16 protein-coding genes are annotated in these 23,623 nt (G+C 55.0%); 5 read left to right on the top strand and 11 right to left on the bottom strand.

The window, feature by feature from the left end:
* Positions 1 to 28 precede the first annotated feature (28 nt).
* The 4 genes from B3Z17_RS11575 to B3Z17_RS11560 all read right to left on the bottom strand — a co-directional run bounded on the left by B3Z17_RS11575 (position 29) and on the right by B3Z17_RS11560 (position 7,524).
* Positions 29 to 724, bottom strand: a complete 696-nt coding sequence (locus B3Z17_RS11575; RefSeq protein ID WP_286829925.1) for an IS6 family transposase — start codon at positions 722 to 724, stop codon at positions 29 to 31.
* Between the two features lie 32 nt (positions 725 to 756).
* Positions 757 to 4,197 (bottom strand): hypothetical protein, encoded by a 3,441-nt coding sequence (locus B3Z17_RS11570; RefSeq protein ID WP_286829924.1) that lies wholly within the window; start codon positions 4,195 to 4,197, stop codon positions 757 to 759.
* Positions 4,194 to 6,023, bottom strand: a complete 1,830-nt coding sequence (locus tag B3Z17_RS11565; protein ID WP_286829923.1) for an autotransporter assembly complex protein TamA — start codon at positions 6,021 to 6,023, stop codon at positions 4,194 to 4,196. Before B3Z17_RS11565 ends, B3Z17_RS11570 begins: the two co-directional genes overlap by 4 nt.
* Positions 6,024 to 6,639: 616 nt before the next feature.
* Positions 6,640 to 7,524, bottom strand: a complete 885-nt coding sequence (locus tag B3Z17_RS11560) for a LysR family transcriptional regulator (protein ID WP_286829922.1) — start codon at positions 7,522 to 7,524, stop codon at positions 6,640 to 6,642.
* Positions 7,525 to 7,666: 142 nt separating this feature from the next.
* Here B3Z17_RS11560 and nhaC point away from each other — a divergent pair, with 142 nt between their 5' ends.
* The 5 genes from nhaC (at position 7,667) to B3Z17_RS11535 (ending at position 13,147) form a co-directional block, all read left to right on the top strand.
* Positions 7,667 to 9,103, top strand: a complete 1,437-nt coding sequence (nhaC, locus tag B3Z17_RS11555; protein ID WP_286829921.1) for a Na+/H+ antiporter NhaC — start codon at positions 7,667 to 7,669, stop codon at positions 9,101 to 9,103.
* A gap of 35 nt (positions 9,104 to 9,138) precedes the next feature.
* Positions 9,139 to 9,834, top strand: coding sequence for a CoA transferase subunit A (locus B3Z17_RS11550; protein ID WP_286829920.1), 696 nt, complete (start codon positions 9,139 to 9,141; stop codon positions 9,832 to 9,834).
* Positions 9,824 to 10,468, top strand: a complete 645-nt coding sequence (locus B3Z17_RS11545; protein WP_286829919.1) for a 3-oxoacid CoA-transferase subunit B — start codon at positions 9,824 to 9,826, stop codon at positions 10,466 to 10,468. Before B3Z17_RS11550 ends, B3Z17_RS11545 begins: the two co-directional genes overlap by 11 nt.
* Positions 10,468 to 11,739, top strand: a complete 1,272-nt coding sequence (locus B3Z17_RS11540) for an ArgE/DapE family deacylase (RefSeq protein WP_286829918.1) — start codon at positions 10,468 to 10,470, stop codon at positions 11,737 to 11,739. Before B3Z17_RS11545 ends, B3Z17_RS11540 begins: the two co-directional genes overlap by 1 nt.
* A 79-nt stretch (positions 11,740 to 11,818) precedes the next feature.
* Entirely contained in the window at positions 11,819 to 13,147 is a 1,329-nt protein-coding gene (locus B3Z17_RS11535) for an aspartate aminotransferase family protein (protein WP_286829917.1), read from the top strand.
* A 173-nt stretch (positions 13,148 to 13,320) separates the two neighbouring features.
* On the opposite strand, the gene B3Z17_RS11530 is transcribed toward B3Z17_RS11535, so the two are convergent.
* From B3Z17_RS11530 to B3Z17_RS11500, 7 genes are all read right to left on the bottom strand, one after another.
* Positions 13,321 to 15,822: a TonB-dependent receptor plug domain-containing protein gene (locus B3Z17_RS11530; protein ID WP_286829916.1), complete on the bottom strand. Its 2,502-nt coding sequence runs from the start codon at positions 15,820 to 15,822 to the stop codon at positions 13,321 to 13,323.
* 630 nt (positions 15,823 to 16,452) lie between these two features.
* Positions 16,453 to 17,256: a hypothetical protein gene (locus tag B3Z17_RS11525; RefSeq protein ID WP_286829915.1), complete on the bottom strand. Its 804-nt coding sequence runs from the start codon at positions 17,254 to 17,256 to the stop codon at positions 16,453 to 16,455.
* A 55-nt stretch (positions 17,257 to 17,311) separates the two neighbouring features.
* A complete protein-coding gene (locus B3Z17_RS11520; protein WP_286829914.1) occupies positions 17,312 to 18,469 on the bottom strand; it encodes an amidohydrolase in 1,158 nt (385 codons plus the stop codon).
* A 61-nt stretch (positions 18,470 to 18,530) separates the two neighbouring features.
* Positions 18,531 to 19,445 carry an allantoinase PuuE gene (gene puuE / locus B3Z17_RS11515; protein WP_286829913.1) on the bottom strand — a complete coding sequence of 305 codons (915 nt, stop codon included), beginning with the start codon at positions 19,443 to 19,445 and terminating at the stop codon, positions 18,531 to 18,533.
* Positions 19,446 to 19,463: 18 nt separating this feature from the next.
* The gene (locus B3Z17_RS11510; protein ID WP_286829912.1) at positions 19,464 to 21,656 is read right to left on the bottom strand and encodes a TonB-dependent receptor; all 2,193 of its coding nucleotides are present in this window, start codon (positions 21,654 to 21,656) and stop codon (positions 19,464 to 19,466) included.
* Between the two features lie 117 nt (positions 21,657 to 21,773).
* A complete protein-coding gene (locus tag B3Z17_RS11505; RefSeq protein ID WP_286829911.1) occupies positions 21,774 to 22,559 on the bottom strand; it encodes a helix-turn-helix domain-containing protein in 786 nt (261 codons plus the stop codon).
* Positions 22,560 to 23,100: 541 nt separating this feature from the next.
* Positions 23,101 to 23,623, bottom strand: a 523-nt coding sequence (locus B3Z17_RS11500; protein WP_414672774.1) for a calcium-binding protein, incomplete at its 5' end; no start/stop codon positions are given.

Here is a 23,623-nt window from a genome sequence, read left to right as displayed (position 1 = left end):
CACAGACGAGGCCCTTTCAGGCAGATCGCTAGAGGGCAAATTGCCTCCATGAGGTCAGGGCTTCAGCACGAAAATCTCTGAAGTTCTGTCGTGATGTGAGATGCCTTTGTGCGTTGAAGTGATTATAAATTTGGCCGTGAATGGCGGTGAACTTCTGTAGCGTGGCAGGGTCCTTGAAACCTTGCATGCTTCGTTCTTTTCGTCTGAACGGCTGATGACTGTTTTCGGCTCTGTTGTTCCGCCAACGGCCGACCTCCTGACGATCTTCACAGCCCACGGCTTTCAAGGCTGCCGAGTATGATCGTAGGCGATCCGTCACAATCTTCTTGGGTTTACCAAAACGCTTCATCAACCGCTTCAAAAGCTTTAAGGCGGCCTTCTTGTCTCGTTTTTGGGTGACAATTGCGTCTAATACTTCCCCCTCATGATCAACTGCGCGCCAAAGATACCGCCGCTCGCCGTCCACCTTCACAAATACCTCATCCAGATGCCAACGCCAGTTGGAATGGTTTGGTGACTGCAGGCGCTTTTTCCTGACGGCAGAAGCAAACAGAGGCCCAAATCGGTTCCACCAATAGCGGATAGTTTCATGGCTAACATCAATGCCGCGTTCATGAAGCAAATCTTCGACTTGCCTGAGCGACAGGGGAAAACGGACGTAAAGCATGACTGCGAGGCGAATGACGTCGGGCGAGTATTTGAAATAGCGGAAAGGATTTTTCATGCCGCGCTGCCTATCGTGGCCAGAATTTCTGTTCAAGCAGTTTTAATCTGACAACACCCTGCAGAGACCTTGCCGCGCAACATGTCCAGACGGGCCACCTGAAAGTCTTCCATCTTCAGGGACAAGCTGCCGGGAAAGGACAGGCGGGAGGATAGCTCAAAGGCTCCCTGCGCTGATAATCGGCCATTCTCAAAGTCTGAAGCGCGCAGAGATGCGAGCTTCACCTGGTCTCCCGAACCAATGATGGACAGTTCATCAATCGAGGCCACCAACCCCATGGGCAGATACTCATAGCGCCCGCCAGAAAGCTCAAGGCCACCCGAAAATACGGGTTCATTCAGCGTTCCTTCAACCTTGAGCTCACCGGTCGCTTCACCGTCCAGAAGGTGATCGCCCCGTCCCGACAGTCGCCAAAGCGGCTCCACTTCGCCTGTCCAGGTCACCACTGCAGTCAATGGTGCGTTTTCGCGCAATTCGAAGGACCGCGCGTCGGCATCGAACCGGTATGGGAGCATCCCCGTAATGCTGCCTATGGCCCCATTGGGGTCAGAAAATTCACCCTTCATTTCCAGAATGGAGGCTTTGGTCTGCACCAACACATGGGCGGCGTAGCGCGTGCTCTCCTGCAGCGTTACAAACCCCTCGGGCAAGAAAAGCATATCCCGAAGGTCGAGTGACGCCTTCAGGCTTTCCGTGCGACCGCGCTGCCAGCCCGCCTTCAATTGCCCGGATGCTGTTCCTTCCTGCAACAGGCCTGGCCGGATCAGGTTCACCAGCCCCAGATCCAGGTTTTCCAGCGTTGCATCGGTGATCAAACTGTTGGCCGACAGCTGCACAGTCAGCGAGACAGTGCCTTCGTTTACCGAAATGCTGGGCGCAGCCAAATTGGTCGCCTTGCCAAACTCGAGTGTCGCGGGTTCCTGTATGCCGATCTGGTAGCCGCCATACTCGGCGCTTCCGATCAGTTCCATCCTGCCCGGAGCACTTGAGATATCGAAGGCGAGAGAGAAAGGATGAACCGCCCAGCCAACCCCTTCCAGGTGGAAACGGTCCAAACTCTCGTTGTCAGCGGTAACAGACAAGGAATTCACCTGATACTGAGCGCTCCGTACATCTGTAACCTCGGCATTCAGAAGTGGCTTGGCTGTCGTGCCGGCAAGCGGTACCCGCATATACGCGTCCACGGCGCCAGCCTCAAATGGCAGCCTGCCGCCTACTGCCACAAGGATGTCGCGTCCATTCACCCGGATATCGGCGTCAGCCGCGCCAGATGTCGCCCGGTATTGAGCAACCAGAGACGCCTGACCCGCAACACGCAGGCCGTCATACTCACCGGGCACCGCCCTGGCCTCAAGGCTGGCCTGAACATCTCCGGCCTGCGTACGGCTCAGCGACACAGCACCTGTGAGGCCCGGATGTTTCAGTATTGCGTCAAGGTCTACCTGCCCTTCAGGCGCTACCGACACGTCGATATCTGCCGAAGCGATACCCATCTTGCTCCGCCCGGCCAAACCGCCATTTCCCAGCCATCCTTCATCGTCTTTAGCACTTTTGGTGAGCGCCATTTCAAGACCAACATTGCTCAGCGCGACGCCATATCCTGCGAGTTCATCAAGCCCCGTGCGGAAAGAAATGCGTGGCATGCCGGGACTGCCCTGAACGGTGCCCCTGACGGTGACGGTGCCGTCCATTGCAACCGCCGATGTGAGCTGCCTGGGCAGCGCGCTTATGACGGCATCATAGGACATATCCAGGGCCGCCGATGAAACCTGGCCTTCAGTGTGCGCGACAATTCCTGGGCCTTTGAGGACGGCCTGGGAAATTTCAGTGGTGCCGTTGGCAGACACACCGGCCTGAAGGCTGATCGTTGGCGCTGTGCCGAAAAGTCTGTCCGTGTAGGTGTCCGTGAAGCCAATTTCCGCGCCCTTTGCCTCGCCCTCAAGGTCGTAAAGGCCATTTGCCCGCCGAACCAGCGAAGCCCGTGCATCAAGGCGCCCACCGTCGGGATTGATCGGCGCCCAAGTCGCCAACGTTGCAGACGCTGCACTGAGTGTCACACTTGCTGTTTCCACGCCGCTGGCATCACCCCCGGCATTTGCGCTGAGACGATTTTCAGACTTTGTTGTCAGGGCTGGAATATCCACTGCCCATCGACTGGACTGGCTATCAAAGGCCCAGTCTGCGGCCCCGCTCGCGATTTCTTCTTCAAGATTCCGCCAGCCCAATTGCCCGGTCAAGGCGGTCACTCGGCCGCGCCAGTTGCCCCCTACTCCCTGAACGGACCCCTTGGCCCTCAGGTTTTCGGCCTTCATGTCGTCAAAGGCGGCCGAACCAACTTCCAAGCCATAAGACGCTTCAAAGGCTCCCTTGGTATATTGAAGCGAGCCTTCTGCGGTGAGGTTGCTCGCCCGGTCACTTCCGGCCTCAACCTGAGCTATGCGTCCATCGAAGCGGCCTCCCAAAATGGCAAGTCCGTCTGTCGTCTCGAGCCGGCCGTCCAGTGCCGCGGCCAAGTCTGTCGCCTGTACCTTTAGCTGAAATGGCCAGGACTGGCCTGCCAAAGGCGTCATGGTCAAACTGGCCTCAACGTCGCCGCCAAGAAGCGATCCAGCAACGCCGTCCAGCAGCAGGTTTCGGTCTTGCCGCAGCCGCGCTGTCCATACCCCGTTTTCGCCACGACCATCTGCCTGCAGCTGCACCTGATCTGACGCCGTCAAGTTCAGGTTTGCGGCCCACTCGTCAAACGTGCCCTCCCCCTTAAGTGAAGCCTCCGTCGCCCCGGCATAGTGCAGCGGAATAAGGGCCGGGATCAAACCGTTCGCGCCCGCCGATAGGGACGCCTCAAAAGAAAATGGGCCGTCGCGCCCGGTCCACTGGCCAGCCAACTGCAAGTAATCAGACCCCGCACTGGTACGGACCTCCAGTTCACCTTGCAATAGGGCGCTGCTCAGCCGCAGCTCCTTGACCCGGATGTCATATTGCTGCCCATCAAATGCAAGATCGCCCTCAAAACTGGCAAGTGCCAGGGCAACCGGCAAGTCAGGCAAGCTGGCGTCACCTTGTTTCTCGTTTGCTGCAGGCAGGCGCATGAGACTACCGCCCTGCACACGGGCATTGTCTATGGTGAGACGTCCCCCGAGCAAGTCGGCAGGCTTCCATTTGACATCAACTTGCCGCAGCCGCAGCCACGGGCCTTGCCGGTCTGCAACGGCAATATCATGGACCCCGATTTCAGAGAAAACATCACCCGAAAGGCGCCCTATGGACACCGACCGGTCAGGGGTTGACAGCGACGCTTCGGCTTTTTCCTTCAGCCACGCTTTTCCGGCGTTGCCACTCATCCAGAAGCCAAAGGTGGTCGCAGCCAACACCAAAAGCACGGCAAGAACAGCAAGCCACCGGCCCAGCCGCAGCAGGCGGCGCGTCCACTTGCGCCTTTGCACGACGCCATCAATGTTTTTTGACTGGTTCAAAAGCTTTGTCCGATGCTGATATAGACGGCGACAGAGCTTTCACCGGGGCGCCGATCAAGCGGAGTGGCAAGGTCTACCCTGATGGGCGCAACAGCCGTGTGGTACCTGAGGCCCAGTCCTGCGCCCCACCGCCACCCATTGAACGCGGGCGTATTGTCATCATACACCATACCGCCATCCAGAAAGGGAACCACACTGATGGTCTCGCTCAGGCGCACGCGCGCCTCCAGCCCCACCTCAGCAACCGAGAGCCCACCAACAGGTGCGCCCTCGCTATCCAGCTGGCCGAGGGCCTGATAGCCGAAGCCCCTTACCGATCCGCCGCCACCCGCATAGAAGCGCTCTGTGTCGGGTACACGGTCGAGAGACGCGCCCCAGATACTGCCCAGCCGCACCCTGGCCGCCCATGTCACTTGGTCAAAGGCGGGCAAGTGCCAGTAGGCAGCGGCCCGAAGCTCCGTTGCCAGGAAATAGGTATCCTCTGCGCGCGAAGACAGGGTTGGCTGTGCGGTCAAAGTCGCTCGAAAGCCTCGGGTCGGGTCCAGGATGGAATTCGACCCGTCGAACTTCAGGCCGACCGGCACGGAAAAAATGCTCTCGGTCACCTTGCCCAGCGGCTTGTCAAGCCTTGCCAGTTCGACCTCGGCGCCAACCGATCCGCTGATAGATCGCCCAAGCCTGCGTTCAAGCCCCGCATACACATCGATTGTATCTGCACTATAGGCTGGCTTGTTTTCATGCCCAATCGTGCCGCGAAGCAGCATCGACTGCTCATATCGCCGCCAGTTGGGTTTGCGAAAGGTCCCGCCAAGCTGCTGTTCGGCCTCGCCCGCCAGCAGGGAAAGTTTGAGGCTTTCACCCGCGCCCCAAAAATTGCGGTGTGTCCAACTGGCCTCTGCCTCAAAGCCTTCCCCGGCGGCGTAGCCTCCCGCCAGTTCAATCCGTCTGTGCAAAGCTTCCTCGACCTGCACCAGCGGCCGCACTTCGGCATCATCACCTTTTTGCGGCACCAATATGTGAACCGCGCGAAACAGTCCCGTGGCCAACAGCCTGTTTCTATAGTCTTCAAGCAACGACTCTTTGAATAGCTGCCCGTTCTTCCATGGGACAAGTTTTTCAAGGTAGGATTCCCGCACCTCCTGCAGACCGCTAAACGACGGCAAGGCAAGCTGACGCTGTTCGCCGGCGACCATATTGAAGGTAACGGAAACCATTCGCGTGGCGTGATCCACCACAACGTCGCGCTCCAGAAGCCTTGCATACGGATAACCGCTGTTGCTCAGCTCAGCCAGCAAGTGCTTTTCCGCCTCGACAACCTTGCTGGCTCGGGCAGGCTCGCCAGAACCAATCCGCTGCTCGATGGAAGTAACGCCAAGCGCGGACATGTCGGACCGCTCACCGTCATCATTCCAGTTAACAACCTGCACGTCGCCAAATTCATATTGATACCCGGGGTCCACAGATATGGAAACCAGCAGCGTGTCACCTTGCAAGGCCGAACTGTGCACAACCCTGGCGCCATAGAATCCTTCAGAGCGCAACACACGCTGGAAACGGTCAATGTCAGATCGCAGCGTGCCGTCCAACCGTCTGGATGAGCGAAAACAGTCTCCCGCTTTTTCGGCAAGTCGGGACACGCCTCGGAGCAATGCTTCGATCGGCTTGTATTTTTTCTCGCCTGTCACTTCCAGCTGCAACCGCAGGGTTGCGCCGTCACTGCAAGCTGCCTGCGCAGGCAGTCCCCAGAAGATTACGCCGATGATAAGTGTCAGTTGCTTGAGCGGTGCCACAATTTTCCAGTGTGTTGACGGATTTTCGGTCAGCATTATTAGTTGGAATATAGAAAACATAATGGCGACGGGCTGTCACGGGATTCAGCAAACCACTTGCTGAATGGCAGTATCATAGCGGCAGCTTTTGGCGAATTAGGGACGTATGACCGGGAAAACTTAAGGTCTGCTCTCGGGTAAAAAAGCGGCCCTGTCGGATAATCTCACTTTATGTGTCGCAAATGACGGATTATCTCAGTTTATGCGTCACTCAGTCTCACTTTATGTGTCATTCGGATTCTGAAAAAGGCAGAAATCCGCAGAAGCCAGTCTCATTAATTGCGTCACCCTACATGTTGTAGGGTGACACATAAAGTGAGACAAAGTTTCGCAGAAAAAGGCAGTTAGCGAGGAGCTAGCTGCCTTTGTTGCTTTTGGAGGTACCTATCCAGACATGTTTTGTAGAGAAATCCCCGACCGGGTATTAGAAAACTCCCGACACCTTGCCTCGGGTCAGAATTCCAACGACCCTATTACCGGATATGGGGCCACCTTTCGAGCAAGCACTTCCCGCCATCAACATCCGCTCCAACGGGCAGCTGCAGACATTAAATAGGTAGGGAAACCAACTACCAAATCTGACCCAAAGCGGACATTCCACACATGTCAAGGCTCAGGTTTCCAGATTGTCATGAACCAGGCTGACAACCTTGCCGTCTTTCCAGCGTTTCTGATAGATCATACCGAACGAGTAGCCTATACGAGGTACGAATGGCCGCATTGTCATGCCTTCCCTGATACTGTCGGATACAGTGATCGAATTCAGCACGCTTATTCCAACACCGCTTTCAACCAAGGCGCATATGCTGGCGATGTTGGCCTCGGTCTTGCCCGCCAGCTTAACCTGCCTTTCTTCAACAAGCTTCAATACCTGATCGGCAGCGATATTGGGTTGATTGGCAAAAATCATATGTTGGCCACTTAGGTCTTCAACCCTGACATGGTCTTGCGACGCCAACGGATGATCTTTCGGCATGACACAAACGGCGTCGATGTGTACCACCTCATCTGTTTGCAGTTGTTCGCTGGAAACCGGCAGGGTCACAAACCCCACATCAAATTGTCCGGCCTCAACGGCGCGCACCACCTCCTGCGTTGACATTATGTCGAAATAAACATTGAGCTTGGGGTTTTCACGCAGCATCGCCGCAATCAACCTTGGGACAAAACCAAAACCCAATCCAGGGATAGAAGCGACCCGTATACGCGATACACCAAATTCCCTGAGCGCCAATATACTATGCTTCAGTTCGTCAAGGTTGAACATCAGCCCCAGGATAGCTTGGTAGAGCTCGTCAGCTTCAGGCTTTGCAACAAGCCGATTCTTGTCACGAATGAAAAGGGAAAGGCCCAGATTTTCTTCAAGCATCGCAAGCGAACGGCTTACGCCGGACTGGGTAATGCCAAGAACCTTCGCCGCCTTGGTGGCCGAGCCAGCCTCATACAATGTCTTGAAAATGGTCAGGGATTTCAGCGAACTGAGGTTCAGATCAGCCATAACTAAATCTCATAATTTGATAAATTCCGATCATATATTGTTATAAACCGTGCCTCAAGTGTATATTTGATCCTGAAGGGAATTGTGCCGCCAGCCACTGATGCTGGCAGCGCGGCAATTCATGGTGCGCCAGGGAGGCAAGATGACTGACTTTGAAAAGAAGAAAGGCGTAGGTATCACAGGCGCTATCAGCGTCATGCTTTTCCTGTTGATCGCAATTTCCACGCAGGTCTTCATTCTGGGCAATACCGGCTCAACCCAGATCACACTGATCATCGTCACAGCCTTTGCCTCAATCGTGGCGATGCTGAACGGTTACAAATGGCATGATGTGCAGGAGGCCATCCTGTATGGCTGCAATATCGCCATGTTGCCCATGATGATCCTGATGATGGTTGGGGTCCTGATTGCCAGCTGGACCGCGGCAGGTACCATCCCTGCGCTGATTTACTACGGCATAAAGCTGCTAACGCCGGATTACTTCCTTTTCTCAGCCTGTTTGATCTGTTCGATCGGATCGCTATCCACCGGCAGCAGCTGGACTACCGCTGCCACCTTTGGTGTGGGCTTCATGGGGATCGGCCTGGGGCTTGGCATCCCGCCAGAGATCACCGCTGGTGCGGTCATTTCCGGGTCCATTTTCGGCGATAAAATGTCGCCCCTTTCGGATTCCACCAATCTGGCGTCGGCGGTGGCACAGGCAGAGCTTTTCGACCATATCAAAAGCATGATCTACAGCACCGGCCCGGCGATCCTTATCACCCTTGCAATCTATTTTGTCATGGGCTTCATGTTCGACCATGCCGGCGCCGTTGATGACGCGCAGGTACAGGCCATCCTTGACGGTATCGAGGGGGCTTTCTCGCTGAACCCGATCACGCTGCTGCCGCCCATTCTGGTGGTTGTGCTAATCATGAAACGCATGAGCGGCCTGGCGGTCATGATTATCGCATCGCTTGTGGGCATGATGCTGGCCATCGGGCTGCAAGGCTTTTCGCTTGATGACATGATCACCTTCATGAACTTCGGCTTCACATCCAATGTGGGTGTGCCGGACGTGGACAAGATCCTGTCTGGCGGCGGACTGCAGAATATGATGTGGACCATCTCGCTGGGCTTTATCGCGCTTTCCATGGGAGGCGTGATGGAAAAGACCAAGATGCTGGATGTCATCCTGACCAAAATTCGCCACCTGGTGCACAACACCGGTGGCCTTGTTGTCACCCATGTCCTGTCCTCGTTCGCGGTGAACCTTCTGGCTGCCAGCCAATATATGGCGCTGATTATCCCGGCACGGATGCTGGTGCCTGTCTACAAGGCTCAGAAACTTCTGCCGCAGGTGTGTTCGCGCGTCAGCGAGGATTCGGCCACAGCCACCTCGCCGCTGGTGCCGTGGGGGCTGGGCGGGGTCTATTATGCCTCGGTCCTTGGTGTCGCCACACTTGATTACCTGCCCTACACCTTCTTTGGCCTGATTGTGCCCGCGGTCACCATTGTGCTGGCGTTCAGCAATAAATTCATGTTCCGCGAAGGCGATATCGCGTCCAAGCGCACCTATTCAACCGCCCCTGCCGAATAGGCTGGGAAGCACAAACCACGAGAGTTCTCTGAAGAATGCACAAGGAAACCACACTCGAGAAGGCGATCGCCATGATCCCGGACGGTGCCAGTATCATGGTTGGGGGCTTCGGCTCCCCCGGCACCCCGTTTACCCTGATTGAGGAACTGCTGCGGCAAGGCCAGAAAGGCCTGACGCTGATCAAGAATGACGCCAACGAGCAAGGCCTTGGCATCAGCAAACTGGTTGAAGCCGGGCAGGTAAAAAAGCTGATCACCACCCATATCGGACTGAACAAGAAGATCATTCAGCTGATGAATGACGGTTCGCTTCAGGTCAGCTTTTTCCCGCAAGGCATCCTGGCTGAAAAAATCCGCACCGCTGGCGCCGGTAGCTTCGGCTTTCTTACCGATATCGGCCTCCACAGTGAAATCACCAATGCAGAGGATGTGATCGAATGGCAGTGCCGGACGGTCAAAGTGGAAAGCGCCCTGTATGCAGACTTCGCACTGGTCCACGCCCATCAGGCCGACCATTTCGGCAACCTGGTGTACCGTGCCACCGCCATGAATTTCTGTCCGCTGATGGCAATGGCCGCTGAAAAGACAATCGCGGAAACACCCAACCTTGTTACCCCCGGAACCTTGGTGCCCGAAACCGTCCATACGCCGTCAGCTTTTCTGACAGCCGTAGTACGGATTGACGCCGACGGTACGGAATATGGCCTGATGGAGGGACGCTATGAGTCTTGATCGCATCCTCAAGCGCGCCGCTCAGGAAATCCACGACGGCCAAACCATCAACCTGGGTATCGGCCTGCCCACCATGCTGGTGAATTACCTGCCGCCAGAACGAGATGTCATGATCCATTCCGAGAACGGCATCCTGGGCGCTGGTGCCAAGGCCACACTGGAAACAGCCAGTCCCGCGCTGATTGATGCCGGCGGCACCTATATCACCACCCGGCCGGGCAGCGCCTTTTTCGATAGCGCCGTATCATTTGCCATGGTTCGCCGGTCGAAGCTGGACATGTCGGTCATGGGCGCTTTTGAAGTGGACCAGAAAGGCAATCTGGCCAACTGGAAAATCCCTGGCAAGTTTTCGCCCGGCATTGGGGGGGCCATGGAACTGGCCCAGAAAACCAGAAATATCCTGATCCTGTGTACCCATCAGGACAAATACGGCAATTCCAAAATCCTGAAAGAATGCACCCTGCCCCTGACTGCGGAAAGATGCGTCTCCCGCATTATCACCGACATGGCTGTCATGGATGTAACAACGGACGGCTTGATCCTTCGGGAAATCGCCGCCGGGCTCACCATCGAAGAAGTGGTTCAGGCCACAGACGCCAGCCTCATACTGGCTGAAACACTAGGGGAATTCTGATGATCAACCCGATTGAGAAAAAAATCCTTGAAAGCTGCGACGCCATTTTCCCGCGCGTGGTTGATTTCACCAAGGATATGGTCAAGCAATATGGCGTGCTCAATCAGGAAGAAGGGGTGCTCGACGTTGTAGAGCGCCAGATGAAAGACCTCAATCTGCCGGTGCACCACGTCCCCATCGATGAAAAACGGCTGGGCAAGCACCCGCTTTTTGCGCCGGTTGAATGGGGCTACGACAAGAAATATAATCTGGTCTCCCCCATTAACCCCGGCGCGGATGGCAAAACACTGGTACTGAACGGCCACCTGGATGTGGTGGACGCAACGCCTTTTGGTATGTGGTCCCGCCCGCCGAACGAACCATGGGAAAAAGACGGCTGGTTATATGGCCGCGGGGCTGGCGACATGCAGTCTGGCGTAGCCGCCATGATTTATGCTGTGCATGCGCTTGACCATGCCGGTGTGGACATCACCTCGCCGCTGACCATTCAGGCTGTGGTGGAAGAAGAATGCACCGGCAATGGCGCACTGGCATGTCTTGAGCGCGGCTATGACGGCGACTTTGTCCTGATCCCCGAACCATTCGGCCCCCAGATTTACGCCGGGCAGGTCGGCGTGCTGTGGTTCAAGCTGGCGATTGAAGGCACTCCCGTGCATGTCCTGGACACGTCAGTCGGCGACAATGCCATTCGGAAACTTCAGCTTCTGATCCCCTTCCTGCAGGACCTTGAAGACGAGCTGAATGAGAAATACCGCACGCCGCCCTATGACCAGTTTGACCATCCTTTCAACTTGAATATCGGCAAATTCAGCGGCGGCAACTGGGCCTCTAGCGTACCGTCCTATGCTGAAATGGAAGCCCGCATCGGCTTCCCGCCCGGCATGGCTGCGTCGGAGATCATGCAAATGGTCAGCGACTGCGTTGAAGGCGCCACGCGCAAGCTTGCAGCTTTTGCGGACAAGAAACCCAAACTCCGGTTCCACGGTTTCCGGTCGGAAGGACATCTGGTGGACCTGAAGGACGATGGCATCAAGCTTTTGTCCCATTGCCACCACGCCCTGACGAACACGGAACCCGAGCGTTTCTACGCCACCTGCACCACTGATTTGCGGGCCTTCCATTTCTACAACAAGACGGCTGGCACCTGTTATGGGCCAGTGGCCCAGCGCATCCACGGCGTTGATGAATGCGTGGATATCGAATCCATCCGCCAGACGCTCAGGACATATGCGCTGTTCATCAGCCGCTGGTGCAGCATTCGCCCACGCTGAGCAGGGTGATGATCGATTAAGATTTTTTGAGTACCATGGCCCGCAATGCGCGCCTGCAGCAACGAGTGAAGAGACAAGCATGACCAATGTAGCACACAGGTCTTTGAAAGACGTCTACCGCAAAGCGGTACGGGGTGATGGCATTTATGTTTATGACACTGAGGGCAACAAATATCTGGACGGGTCGTCCGGTGCCGGCGTGTCGTGCCTGGGGCATAGTAACGCCCGCGTCATCGATGCGATCCGCGAACAAGCGTCAAAACTCTGTTTCGCCAGTTCGGTTTTCTACACAAACGACCCATCAGAGGAACTCGCTGCCGTGCTCGCGAAGGACGCGCCGGGCGACCTCAGGTTCGCCACTTTCGGGTGTGGCGGGTCTGAGCAGGTGGAAGGGGCGCTCAAGATTGCCCGGCAATATCATGTAGACCGGGGCGAACCCTCACGCTCGATCATGATCGCCCGCCGGCAAAGCTATCACGGCATGACCTTGGGCACGCTGAATGTTGGCGGGCATGCGGGACGGCGGCAGCTCTATAATCCGATGTTCGCCCCCACCCACCTGATCGCGCCGCATTATGCCTATCGGGAACGCCACGCCGATGAGACGCCAGAGGCCTACAGCCTGCGTGTCGCGAACGAGCTTGAAACCAAGATCCTTGAGCTTGGGCAGGAAAATGTTGCGGCCTTTATCGCTGAACCTGTGGTGGGCGCGACCAATGGCTGCGTCGCGGCGGATGAGGACTATTTCAAGCGTATCCGCGAGATTTGCGACCAGTATCATGTACTGCTGATCCTTGATGAGGTCTTTTGCGGCATGGGCCGCACGGGCACACGGCATGCCTGCGAACAAGACGGCGTCGTTCCCGACCTGCTGGTCATGGCCAAGGGACTGGGCGGCGGCTACCAGCCCATCAGCGCCCTGCTGATCTCAGAAAGGGTTATTGATGTCATCAAAGGGGGCCGCGGCTACATTGCCAACGGTCATACCTATATGAACCATCCGCTCAACTGCGCGGCAGGTCTGGCAGTGCAACAAGAAATTTCGGACAGAGACCTGATCGCCAATGTGCGCAAGCAAGGCGCCTACCTACAGAGCCGCCTTGAAGACAGTTTCAGCCAACACCCCCATGTGGGTGACATCCGGGGGCGCGGCCTGATGCAGGCCCTGGAGTTCGTATCAGACCGGGAAACCAAATCGCCTTTCCCAGCAGAAAAACAGCTTTGGGCAAAGCTTCAGAAAACGGCCATGACACACGGCCTGATGTGTTACCCGAACGGCGGCACAATCGACGGACTGAACGGCGACCATGTTATCCTGGCCCCGCCCTATATCATCGAAGAAAACCAGATCGATGAAATGGTTGAAAAGCTGGAAAAGTCTGTAGCCCAGACCATAAACCAACTTTAACTGCCGCACCCCAAGGCTTTTCGGGTGGGACTTTCGCGCCCCCCAGGCGCCTACTTTACCCGCAACTGACCGGACAGAAAAATCCCCTGCCGAAACACTGGCAGGGGATTTGCGGGGAGGACTATTGCATGAGGTAAAAAGCTGTTCGGGCCTTTCACCCCACACCATGCGCCTTACTCAAACACATATCTCAAGCGGACATAATAGGTCCCGCCATTGATGCCCATCGGGGAAAACTCCGGATACTTGGCACCCCAGGCGCCTTTTGTGTCAAACAGCGCGTCTGTCCCCAGAAGCGTTGTCATCGGCAGGCCTTCGTCCGGTACTTCGTCCGGGAAGTTGTTGAAGAGATTGCTTGCACCAACAACCAGCTCCAGCTTGTCAGTCAGGTTATACCCGACCTCCAGGTCAAACGTGACCTCTGCACCCGGCACCATATCCGTGAAGGAAATATGGCCGTTATAATAGGAGCCAAAATGATTGGCCCGCGCAAGCGCACGCCATTTGTCGTTCACGTGGTTGACCGTAAAGTTGCCACGGATGGCTGGTGTGCCGTCCTCGATTGTCCGGATACGCAGTGGATCGAGGCTTGCAGAGTCCTTCACTTTGGTGCTTGTCCAGTTGCCCGCGAGCGAGAAGGACGTCGTGCCTTCGCCCATATCAACCGAATAGGTCGCAACAACATCAATCCCATTCGTGTTGGTTTTGAAGTCGTTGAAATAGTACCGCAGGTTCGCGAAATCCGGGCTATCGACATCGAAGAAAGGCGACAATGAGATACGGTCTTCAATCGTGATGTCGAAATAGTCAACTGTCAGGTCAATTTCCCCAAGGGACATGACAGTCCCCACGGTAAAGCTGGTTGATGTCTCTGGTTCAAGCTCAGAACCGCCAACGCTGACCGCCAAAGGATCAGTCGGCGGGACAATGCCGCTGAGGGTAATGTTACCCGCATCCAGAAGGGAACTGATATTGCGTACATTCGATTGCCCCGGTGTCGGCGCCCGGAAGCCTGTGGAAAACGAGCCCCTCAGCCCAACATTGTCCGTGATGTCCCAGCGCGCCGAAACCTTGGCATTTGTTGTCGAGCCGAAGCCGTCAAAATCTTCCCAGCGCAACGCACCGGTCAACAGAAGGCTGTCGGTGATATCGGCTTCTAGGTCAACATAGGCCGCGATGTTGGACCGTGACGCGCTACCGGCTGCCGCGGCGTTCACCCCTGCATAACCCTGCGATGAACCACCAAAGCCAAGTTCGCCGTATGGGCCAACCGAATAAGAATGCAGGTGCCCGGCAACGGATTCAAACTCTTCACGGCGATACTCAAAACCAAAGGCAACCAACAGATCATCGGCCAACCCGTCAACAGCCACAGGGTATGTGAAGTCTGCATTCAGGTTCTGTTCGTTTTGAATGAAAGCACCTGCGCTCATTTCCGTAGCGGAATCAGGGCCATAGGACGCATTATAGGAATCGACAACAAAGCTTGTCTTGTTGCGGCCATAGCTTGCGCTGATGTCGTATGTCAGCCCACTTGCCAGCTCGCCCTCAAAACCAGCCACGGCAGAATAGTCAACGACCGTCCCGGTAAGCGACGGTGTGAAGCCGCCTGGATACTCTTTGAAAAGGGACCAGCAGTTGGCAGACAGGCCCTGCAGGCCAGCCAGGTCATTGGCCGCCACAGTCGGGCATGTTTCGCCGCCATCACCGTCAAGATCAATGATCGCTGCATTGGCACCGAATGTGTAAACGCCATCGCGGCTGAGCACGGGACGGTGGTAAAGGCCGTTCGTCGCTTTCTTCTTGGCATAATTGCCAAAGGCATAAAAGCGTGTGGTGTCGCTGATGTTCACGCCTAAATTCACAACAGATTTAAAATCATAGTGGACGTGCGGTGTGCCCCAAACCTGTGCCGGGTTCGGTACACCGGGGAAGCCGAGCGCTGCAGCTTCAGCCGCGGCATCCGTCTGGACAGACCGGTCCGTTGGATCGCTTTCACCATAGGATGCGCTGATGTTGATGAAGCCGTCTGAGCCCAAACCAAACCCCTTGTTTGCGGAAACCAGGAAGTTTTCGCCATCACCTTCATAGGTGCCACCATATTTGGCCTCCAGTGATCCCGCTTGGCTGTCGTCCTTGAGACGGAAGTTGATCACGCCAGCGATTGCGTCAGAGCCATATTGTGCCGCGGCCCCGTCGCGCAATACTTCCACCTGTTTCAAGGCGATGGTTGGAAATACGGAAATATCCGGCCCTTGGGCACCGTTGGATTCGCCTGCCGTATAAAAATTGATCACGGCAGACCGGTGGCGACGCTTGTTGTTCAAGAGCACCAGCGTATGGTCTGCGGCCAGGCCCCGCAGACTTGCCGGGCGCACAAAAGTCGATGCATCACTGATCGGCTGTGCGCTGACATTATACGACGGCACCACCGTCCTCAGCAGGTTGCTGATGTCATTGTCGGCCTGGCTTTCGAAATCCCTGCCGGAAATTACATCGATCGGCGCCGGCGAACTGAGCGCCGAGCGCCCCTGCGAACGGGTACCAACCGTTACGATTTCTTCAAATTGAAAAGCCGACTGATCCGCATCTTCATCGTTACCCTGGTTGTCCTGCGCATACGCAGAGCCTGCGGCCACCCCAGCCATAACAGCCACTGCTGACACACTATTCATTGCACGCGAAATCCCCCATGGGTTTCGCTTCCACTTCACTTTCCTAGTCACTTGCTTTCCTCCTTGCCTGAGCCCTTCCGCGTCTCAGTGCGTCTCTCCGGAGAAAATTATAGGCAGCACTCAAAAATCATTACAAGATATGATCATTTTTCATTAATTTATGATTTTTAGTTATGTCTTAACGGACACCTACTGCACTTCAAGTCAAAGTTGGCTGTTGGGAAAGGCGGTACGACCGGCACGGCAAATACCTGCAATGTCGCATCTAGCAAAACAACAAAGAAGTCCGCTCCTGGCGAATAGTTGGCCTTAGTTATGTAACCTATCAAGGTCCGCAATACAGAAAAGACCGGACGAGTTCTCGTGAACTCTGCCCGGTCCATTTCCAGCTATTTCTGAGAAATTTCCAGCTTTCTCTGAGAATGCACAAAAGGTGTCCGCTCTCAGAATAAATGAGAAATTCGACCGCGGAAACCCGCCATTTCCAAAATCTATTCTCACACAAAATGAGATAGATTCCCACGTATTTTGAGAAATTCCACCATCGAGCATTTCGGCAGCTCTTGGGACAAAAGCAGACACCGTCCATTCAACTTCTGAATATCGGCTTATGACCCTTTGCTGACGCTATCACTTCGGCTTTGCAAACTCAGCAGGGTAAGCAGCAACAGCACCATTGGCCTCATAAAGGCGTCTTAGGCTACCTGACCGATGCATTCCGTATAGCCACAGATCAAATTGGTCTCGAAGTTTGCGCCCCTTTGGTGTCGCCTTAAAAACAGGTCGAATAAACAGGATACCGCCCTGACCTGCGATATCATGCAGCCTAGCGTCGTAGTGCGGCATAGACAGCTGGTTTCTTCTTCCGACACCATATTCAACAAGAATATCAACACGCCCGTGGTTGAGCATTTGAAACGCCTGCTCAAGCGACCCTACCATCACCACGACCCTGGGCCTGGCCGGAAGCAACTCCATAAACCGGTCACCAAACAGAACAACTGCGGTCATGTCCGCGATGTGATGTCCAAGCCCCGACAACCGGTTGTCCCCTTTTTGAGCGACGACTGCCATATGGGCATCAAACACACGATTGCGGGAAAGAAGAAGCGGATAGTCAACCTCGCCTTCATGAAAGAGCAGGACATCCAGGTCGCCTTCGAACATGGTACGCTGCACCCTGCGCGTTGGTTGACGGACAACCTGAAATGGTTCACCGATATCTGCAAAGAACATCCGGGCTATTTCCCTGGACAGGGTCTCGCTTTCAGGCCAGACACGGTCTGCAAGCCCAACGCGAAGACATTCCGCAGCGCATTCAGTTGAGACATCCGGCACTGGGTCATAAGCAGCGCTTGGAGCAGTCGTACACATCAATAACCCGGCGACGGCGATCCGCAAATACTGTATCGACCAACTAATCATATTGCGCATGGTTCCACCTCTTGTGAATAACATGCTCCCCCATGCCTCGAAACCTGACCCGCTATCAGGTCGACAGACAAAGCCCCACAAGGGCAGCCCAATAACTGGCGCCAATCGCGATCATCTCATCATTGAAGTCATATTCAGGATGATGACACATGGGCGCATCCGCCCCCTGCCCACCGCCGAGCAAAATGTAACAGCCTGGCTTATGCTTCAGCATGAAGGCGAAATCCTCTGACCCGCGGACCCTGTCGAAATGGCTGTTCACCAACGCACTGCCGACGACCTGCCGTGCCGCTTTACAGGCGAGTTCGGTCTCAGACGCTGTATTCTCCAACACTGGAAACATACGGTTATAGTGAACATCTATGGCTTGCCCGAAACGATCGCCACAGAATGTCCCGTTATGCTTCAGACCTTCTTCAATCTGATGTCGCATTTCTTCATCAAAGCACCGAACGCCGCCCAAAATCCGAGCTGTATCTGCAATCACATTGTTGGCGCCGCCTACTTTCAGGCTGGTGAAAGTAAGCAATGCATTTTCGGTGTCGAGGCCAAATGTTTCTGTTGCAGCTGTCACAAATGCAGTCGCCGCCAAAAGTGGGTTTTTGCACAGCTCGGGAAAGGCTGCGTGCCCCCCTTTGCCCTGAACACGGATATCAAAGGTGTCGGACGATGCCAGAAATGGCCCGGACCTGGTGGCAAACTGCCCAAGCGGCATCAAGGGCCAGTTATGCATGGCATAAACAGCCGACGCATCGAACCGGCCAAACAGGCCGTCGTCGATCATGGCCATCGCGCCCCCCAGCCCTTCTTCCGCAGGCTGGAATACAAAGTGAACAGTGCCGTCAAAGTCGGTATGATTAGCGATCAAATCCGCTCCGGCAAGAAGTGTGGCGGTATGGCCGTCATGCCCACAACCATGAAAACATCCATCTGTTTTGGACCGATGCTCGAATGAATTGGCCTCCTGGATCGGCAGGGCATCCATATCCGCCCGCAGCATGATGGCGCGATCCGACGTGCCTCTTTTCAGGCTTCCGACCACGCCGGTCTTGCCGATGCCGCGCACAACATCCAAGCCAAGAGCCATCAATTCGTCAGCCACCAGTTCAGAGGTCCGGACTTCTTCAAAACCAAGTTCTGGGTGCGCATGAATATGACGCCGGATTGCCGTATATTTGGCTTCCTGTTTCTTGGCTTCCGGATGAATTTTCATGGACATCCTCCTTGAAAAAGTGCCCCGCCCTGGGATGGAAAAGGGCGAGGCAAGCCGCGTCTTACGAGGACACGGTGGGGAAATTCTGATGCCAGTGTTCTGCGATCTGACGCCGTGTACAAACCCACACATTGTCATGACTGGCCACATAATCGAGAAAACGAGCCAATATCTCTGCCCGCCCTGGCCGCCCGGACAATCGGCAGTGGAGCCCCACTGACATCATCTTGGGTGCTGTTGTCCCTTCTCGGTAGAGCATGTCGAAGGTGGCTTTGTTGTGGTCGAAAAAGGCTTCAGGCCCACCCCAGCTTGGCAGCGTGGCATATTTGAAATCATTGTTGTCGAGCATGTAGGGAACGATCAATTGATCATGCCCGTCAACATGTTCCCAATAGGGCAGCTCGTCATTATAGGCGTCTGATTCATAGAGAAACCCGCCGTCTTCAGCCACCAGGCGCCGGGTATTCAGGCTGGTGCGACCGCCGTAGATGCCCACGGGGCGCTCACCCGTCACCTTTTCGATGGCGGAAATAGCCTTTTTGAGGTGGGCGCGCTCGTCGTCTATCGCCATGGCACTATAGTCGATCCAGCGATAGTGGTGGGAGGCAATTTCATGCCCACTATCATGCATGGCCCTAATGAAGTCCGGGTTTTTCTCTACGGCCTGACCAACGGCATAGACGGTCATCGGCATTTTTCGTTCGTCAAACAGGCGCTTGATGCGCCACCCGCCAACACGGCTACCAAAGTCATAAATGGATTCGGAGGCAACAAAACGACATCCGGGCTGAGGCTGCAGGCCTACAATTTCGGCCAGATAGGTTTCGGAGATATTGTCCCCGTTGTCGAAGGCATACTCGCCACCTTCTTCATAGTTGAGGACAAAACTGACAGCGACCCTCGCGCCATTCGGCCACTGTGGGTGGGGCGGCGTTTCGCCATACCCCACCATGTCACGCTCATGTGCATACGCCATGGTCTTTCCCCCAACCGACTAGAAGCGGTAACCGAGAGACACACCATAGGTGCGCGGCGCACCATACAGGTCGAAAGGAATACCCAGGAAGCTGACCCCACGGTTCATTTCATAAAGCTCGTTGGTCAGGTTCTTGCCCCAGGCGAAGATTTCCCAGCCGCCACTATTAGACACAACCCCGATGCGCGCATTCAGGAGGCCGTAGCCGTCACCCAATGTGGTTGCATCGTTACTTGGGTTGAAATACTGAGCGCTACGATAAGTATGTTCCGCCCGAATGATCCAGTCGAGATCTTCGTTGATCTGCCCGGTATATTGGGCGGCGACACTGGTGGTCCATTTGGGCGCACGTGGTAGGCGGTTGCCGTCATAGTGGACATCAAGGCCACCACCATTCTTGAACTCATCAAATGTGGTATCGGCATACCCAACGGACGCAAATATCTCCAGCCCCTCTGCAGGCATTGCTTGAAGATCAAATTCGAAACCCTTGGCTGTGGCTTTACCTGCGTTCGTCAGGCTGAGGTTCGTGGTGCCGCTGCCTTCATCGAAGACAAACTGGAACACCTGCAGGCTGTCAAACTTTGACACAAACGCTGCTGCATTCAGGCGCACCCGCCCGCCAGCCAGCTCAGACTTCATGCCAAACTCAAAGGTGTCTACTTTTTCGCCCTCAAAGGCGATATCATCACTCGCGACAAAATCAACGTTCCAGCCGCCGCCTTTGGTACCATGGGCATGGGTGGCATATAGCTTCACATCGTTGGTCGCCTGCCAATTCAGGCTGATGGTATAGTTGATATCATCATCTTTACGGTCATCAATCACGCCCACAGCAGGGAAGAGCGCTGTTGCGTTCTGATCAAAGACAACGTCTTTCTTTTCACTGTTCCAACGCAGCCCGGCATTGATCGACCAATCTTCGTTCAGATAGATATTGCCGTTCGCAAACAAGGCAAAGACATCCGTATTCACATCCGTTGTGGTGGACGCGATGTTCATCTCGCCTAAGAAATCTGTGCCTGATGCCACACTGCGGAGTGAATCCGACGCCTGATGGAAATAATAGGCACCCAGCACATAATCAAACTTCTCATGGGGCGCGGATGCGAGGCGCAGTTCCTGGCTGAAATGATTGAAGCTGTCTTCGAAATGATCCGCATCGATGAAGTCGAGCGGTGATGCGTCTTCATCCGAAACTGTCAACCGCTCGGCATGGCGATAACCTGTGATCGATGTCAGGACCATGCCACTATCGAATTGGTAATCCGCCTGCATTGACATGCCGTAGCCGTCCAATTCGTCCTTCAGGTCGACATCCTGGGTCACTTCACGCACCTCTGGTGCGCCCACATAACCGCCAAATCCGTTAGGTGCGCTGGGTTCCAGAAACAGGATGTTGGGGCGGCTGGCGTTGAAATCCCCGGAGAACTTAAGCGTCAGCTTTTCGGACGGTTCCACAAGGAGTTTTACCCGGCCACCATAATAGTCTTCAGACAGTAGGTCTTTATCATTGTAAAGGTTCTTCACATAGCCGTCACGGTGCTTACCTGTCAGTACGATCCGTGCTGCCGCCTTGCCGTCCGAGATCGGCACATTCAAAATCGCCGTGCCCTGGTACATACCAAAGTTCCCGGTCTCGGCTTTGATGCTGCCTTCAAACTCGTACCCCGGATCGCGCGACACCACATTGATCACACCGCTTGAGGTGTTTTTGCCAAACAAGGTGCCTTGCGGGCCACGTAGCACTTCCACATGCTGGACATCCGCCATCGCCTGGTTGATCGCCAGCGACTGGCCAACATACACGCCGTCCAGATACACACCCACGCGGGTATCAAAGCCGATGTTACGGGAAAAATCTCCGACGCCTCGCATACCAACAAATGTCTCGCCGTCCGTACCAGTATTCCCGAATACAAGGTTCGGCACCATATGCTCGATGTCTCTGGCGTTACCAACACCTGAGCGCTCCAGGGTCTCCCCGGTTACAGCAGAGATGGAAACACTCAGGTTCTGCAAACTTTCCTTGCGGTGCCTCGCCGTTACCACGATTTCTTCAAGCGCCCACATGTCACTGTCATCTGCGGCAGCCTCGTCCTGCGCGGCTGCACCAGGCATCAAACCCGCACCTGCAACCGACGCCATCAGCATGAATTTCATTTGGGAAGCGATGCCACCAGCATCATTCTTTTGAGAAATTCCCAGCATATTACCCTCCATAAGACACCCGCAATGGGCCAACATCTTTTGAGGGTATGGGCGAACAGCGACTGTTGTCTTTTGAGCGCGTCACAGAAAGTTTCGCGCGCATCACAAACATATGTTTTAGCCGATAAAAGAGGTGCGAACGTCACGTGGACTGGCATTGAAGCGACGCCGAAACGCTGTGGAAAACGCTGCCACCTGACCGTATCCAAGTGTGTAGGCAATCTCACTGATGGACTGGGTTCCATCTTCCAGCATCTGCAATGCCGCCTGAAGCTTCAATTCGTTGCAGAACTCGGAAATGGTAGCGTCATACAGGTATTTGAAACCGTAGCTTAGTTTATTGCGGTTAACGCCCACGGCACGAGCCAACCCCTCCACGGAGGGTGGGTTGCAATAATTGGCCAACAGAATGTCTCGGGCAAGCTCAAGCCGCGGAATATCCTTTTCCTTCACCATTGGTGGCAGGTCGGAAAGATCACGCTGTGTCACCAGCTTGGCCATGCGGCAAATCAGCTCAATGGCCTTGGCTTCTGTAAAGGTGCGTTCCATCTGCGGCGTGACAGGGAAATTGTGTATTTGATCGAAGATGGCCTGCATCGAGGGCCTTAAGCGCCAGTTCTTCAGGAAAAGATCGTCACACCCCCGCGCCAGTTCGCGCACAGGCTCTGTCACCGCAGCATCGTCAAACCCGTAATCGAGGCCTAGTTTTTCCGGCGGAATAAAGACCGTTATCCAGTCGAGCTTAGAACCTGCCTCGATTGACTCTTCGTTTTCCAGATCACTTGGGTGATGAAAAATCTGGCACAGCGGACCCGCCTGTTTCACTTTGCCAAGACTGTCAAAAGACAGGCTGGTTTCTGCGTCAGTCCGGAAATGAAAACGGGTCCAGCCGTTGCCGCGCATATTATACTGCAGCGCGTCACGAACCGTGCCTTCCATTCGAACAACCAGAAAACCCTGTTGGGATGTCACCAAACTGACGTCGCCGGTGCCCCGGTCCGGATCCAAGGGAGCCTTCAAAATCCGGCCACCGCCTTGCCCAGATTGCGCAAGCCAGGTTTCCTGACTCTGGCACATATCTGCCATCCAGGATTCCATCATTTCCAACATCTGTGTTTGGTCGGCCTGCATCTATCGTCCTTGGCGTCGCAGCAATAGAGCTATCTAACCATATAAACGAATAATATAAAAAAGTTAATCTGAGCTTACGTCCGCTACTGGCGAATTTGGGACGTTTGAGAGCGAAACTTGAAGGTCTGCTCTCGTGTGCAAAAGCGGCCCTGTCGGATAATCTCATTTTATGTGCCGCAAATGACGGATTATCTCAGTTTTCTGCCAAACTTCAGTGAATAGAGGCCCGAAGGTAATGATGTCTTCGGGCTTTTTAGCGCCTTATAGGTTCAAGCAATTCTATTCTGACAATGCTCCCGTAATGATTGGTGAATTAGAACGAGAAGTCTGTATTGTCGATAGTAGAAACATCAATCCCCAGCAGCACAATACTATTTCCATTCACGTCAGAAATTAGAACATCGCTGCCGCTTTGAACGATGTTAATGTCGTCATAGCTAATGCCTAGAGACGACAAATCCAAGACATCAGCGTCGGTAAAGTCTGCGATAGTGTCGTTGCCCCAATCAACATCGAAGACAAAGGCATCCCCGTGCGCACCGCCCGTTAGCATGTCATCGCCTTCACCTCCATTGAGAACGTCATACCCGTCCCCACCAATGATGGTGTCGTCAGCAGCCGATCCAATGATGGTATCGTTACCGCCGCCACCGTCGATGGCCGTGATGCCGACCAGTGTCGTGTTGCTAAAGTCCATGAGGTCCCAATAGGCGCTGTTGCCGCTGCCGCTGCCGACGATGGTGACTCCGGTGTAACCACCGGCGTCGATAATCTCGATGCCCTCAAAGTTGCTGGCAACTTTGTTGGTCTGGATGCCAATCGCAACATTGTCCGCA

The sequence above is a fragment of the Kordiimonas sp. UBA4487 genome (assembly GCF_002389025.1).
Taxonomy (GTDB): Bacteria; Pseudomonadota; Alphaproteobacteria; order Sphingomonadales; family Kordiimonadaceae; genus Kordiimonas; species Kordiimonas lacus.
Note: the sequence above shows the minus strand (reverse complement) of the source record. Positions and strands in the feature narration are given on the sequence as shown.

Excerpts from the sequence above, each read along its gene's own strand:
- B3Z17_RS11575 (WP_286829925.1), bottom strand. The coding sequence starts at position 724 with ATGAAAAATCCTTTCCGCTATTTCAAATACTCGCCCGACGTCATTCGC.
- B3Z17_RS11565 (WP_286829923.1), bottom strand. The coding sequence starts at position 6,023 with ATGCTGACCGAAAATCCGTCAACACACTGGAAAATTGTGGCACCGCTC.
- B3Z17_RS11560 (WP_286829922.1), bottom strand. The coding sequence starts at position 7,524 with ATGGCTGATCTGAACCTCAGTTCGCTGAAATCCCTGACCATTTTCAAG.
- nhaC (WP_286829921.1), top strand. The coding sequence starts at position 7,667 with ATGACTGACTTTGAAAAGAAGAAAGGCGTAGGTATCACAGGCGCTATC.
- B3Z17_RS11550 (WP_286829920.1), top strand. The coding sequence starts at position 9,139 with ATGCACAAGGAAACCACACTCGAGAAGGCGATCGCCATGATCCCGGAC.
- B3Z17_RS11545 (WP_286829919.1), top strand. The coding sequence starts at position 9,824 with ATGAGTCTTGATCGCATCCTCAAGCGCGCCGCTCAGGAAATCCACGAC.
- B3Z17_RS11540 (WP_286829918.1), top strand. The coding sequence starts at position 10,468 with ATGATCAACCCGATTGAGAAAAAAATCCTTGAAAGCTGCGACGCCATT.
- B3Z17_RS11535 (WP_286829917.1), top strand. The coding sequence starts at position 11,819 with ATGACCAATGTAGCACACAGGTCTTTGAAAGACGTCTACCGCAAAGCG.
- B3Z17_RS11530 (WP_286829916.1), bottom strand. The coding sequence starts at position 15,822 with ATGAATAGTGTGTCAGCAGTGGCTGTTATGGCTGGGGTGGCCGCAGGC.
- B3Z17_RS11525 (WP_286829915.1), bottom strand. The coding sequence starts at position 17,256 with ATGCGCAATATGATTAGTTGGTCGATACAGTATTTGCGGATCGCCGTC.
- B3Z17_RS11520 (WP_286829914.1), bottom strand. The coding sequence starts at position 18,469 with ATGAAAATTCATCCGGAAGCCAAGAAACAGGAAGCCAAATATACGGCA.
- puuE (WP_286829913.1), bottom strand. The coding sequence starts at position 19,445 with ATGGCGTATGCACATGAGCGTGACATGGTGGGGTATGGCGAAACGCCG.
- B3Z17_RS11510 (WP_286829912.1), bottom strand. The coding sequence starts at position 21,656 with ATGCTGGGAATTTCTCAAAAGAATGATGCTGGTGGCATCGCTTCCCAA.
- B3Z17_RS11505 (WP_286829911.1), bottom strand. The coding sequence starts at position 22,559 with ATGCGCGGCAACGGCTGGACCCGTTTTCATTTCCGGACTGACGCAGAA.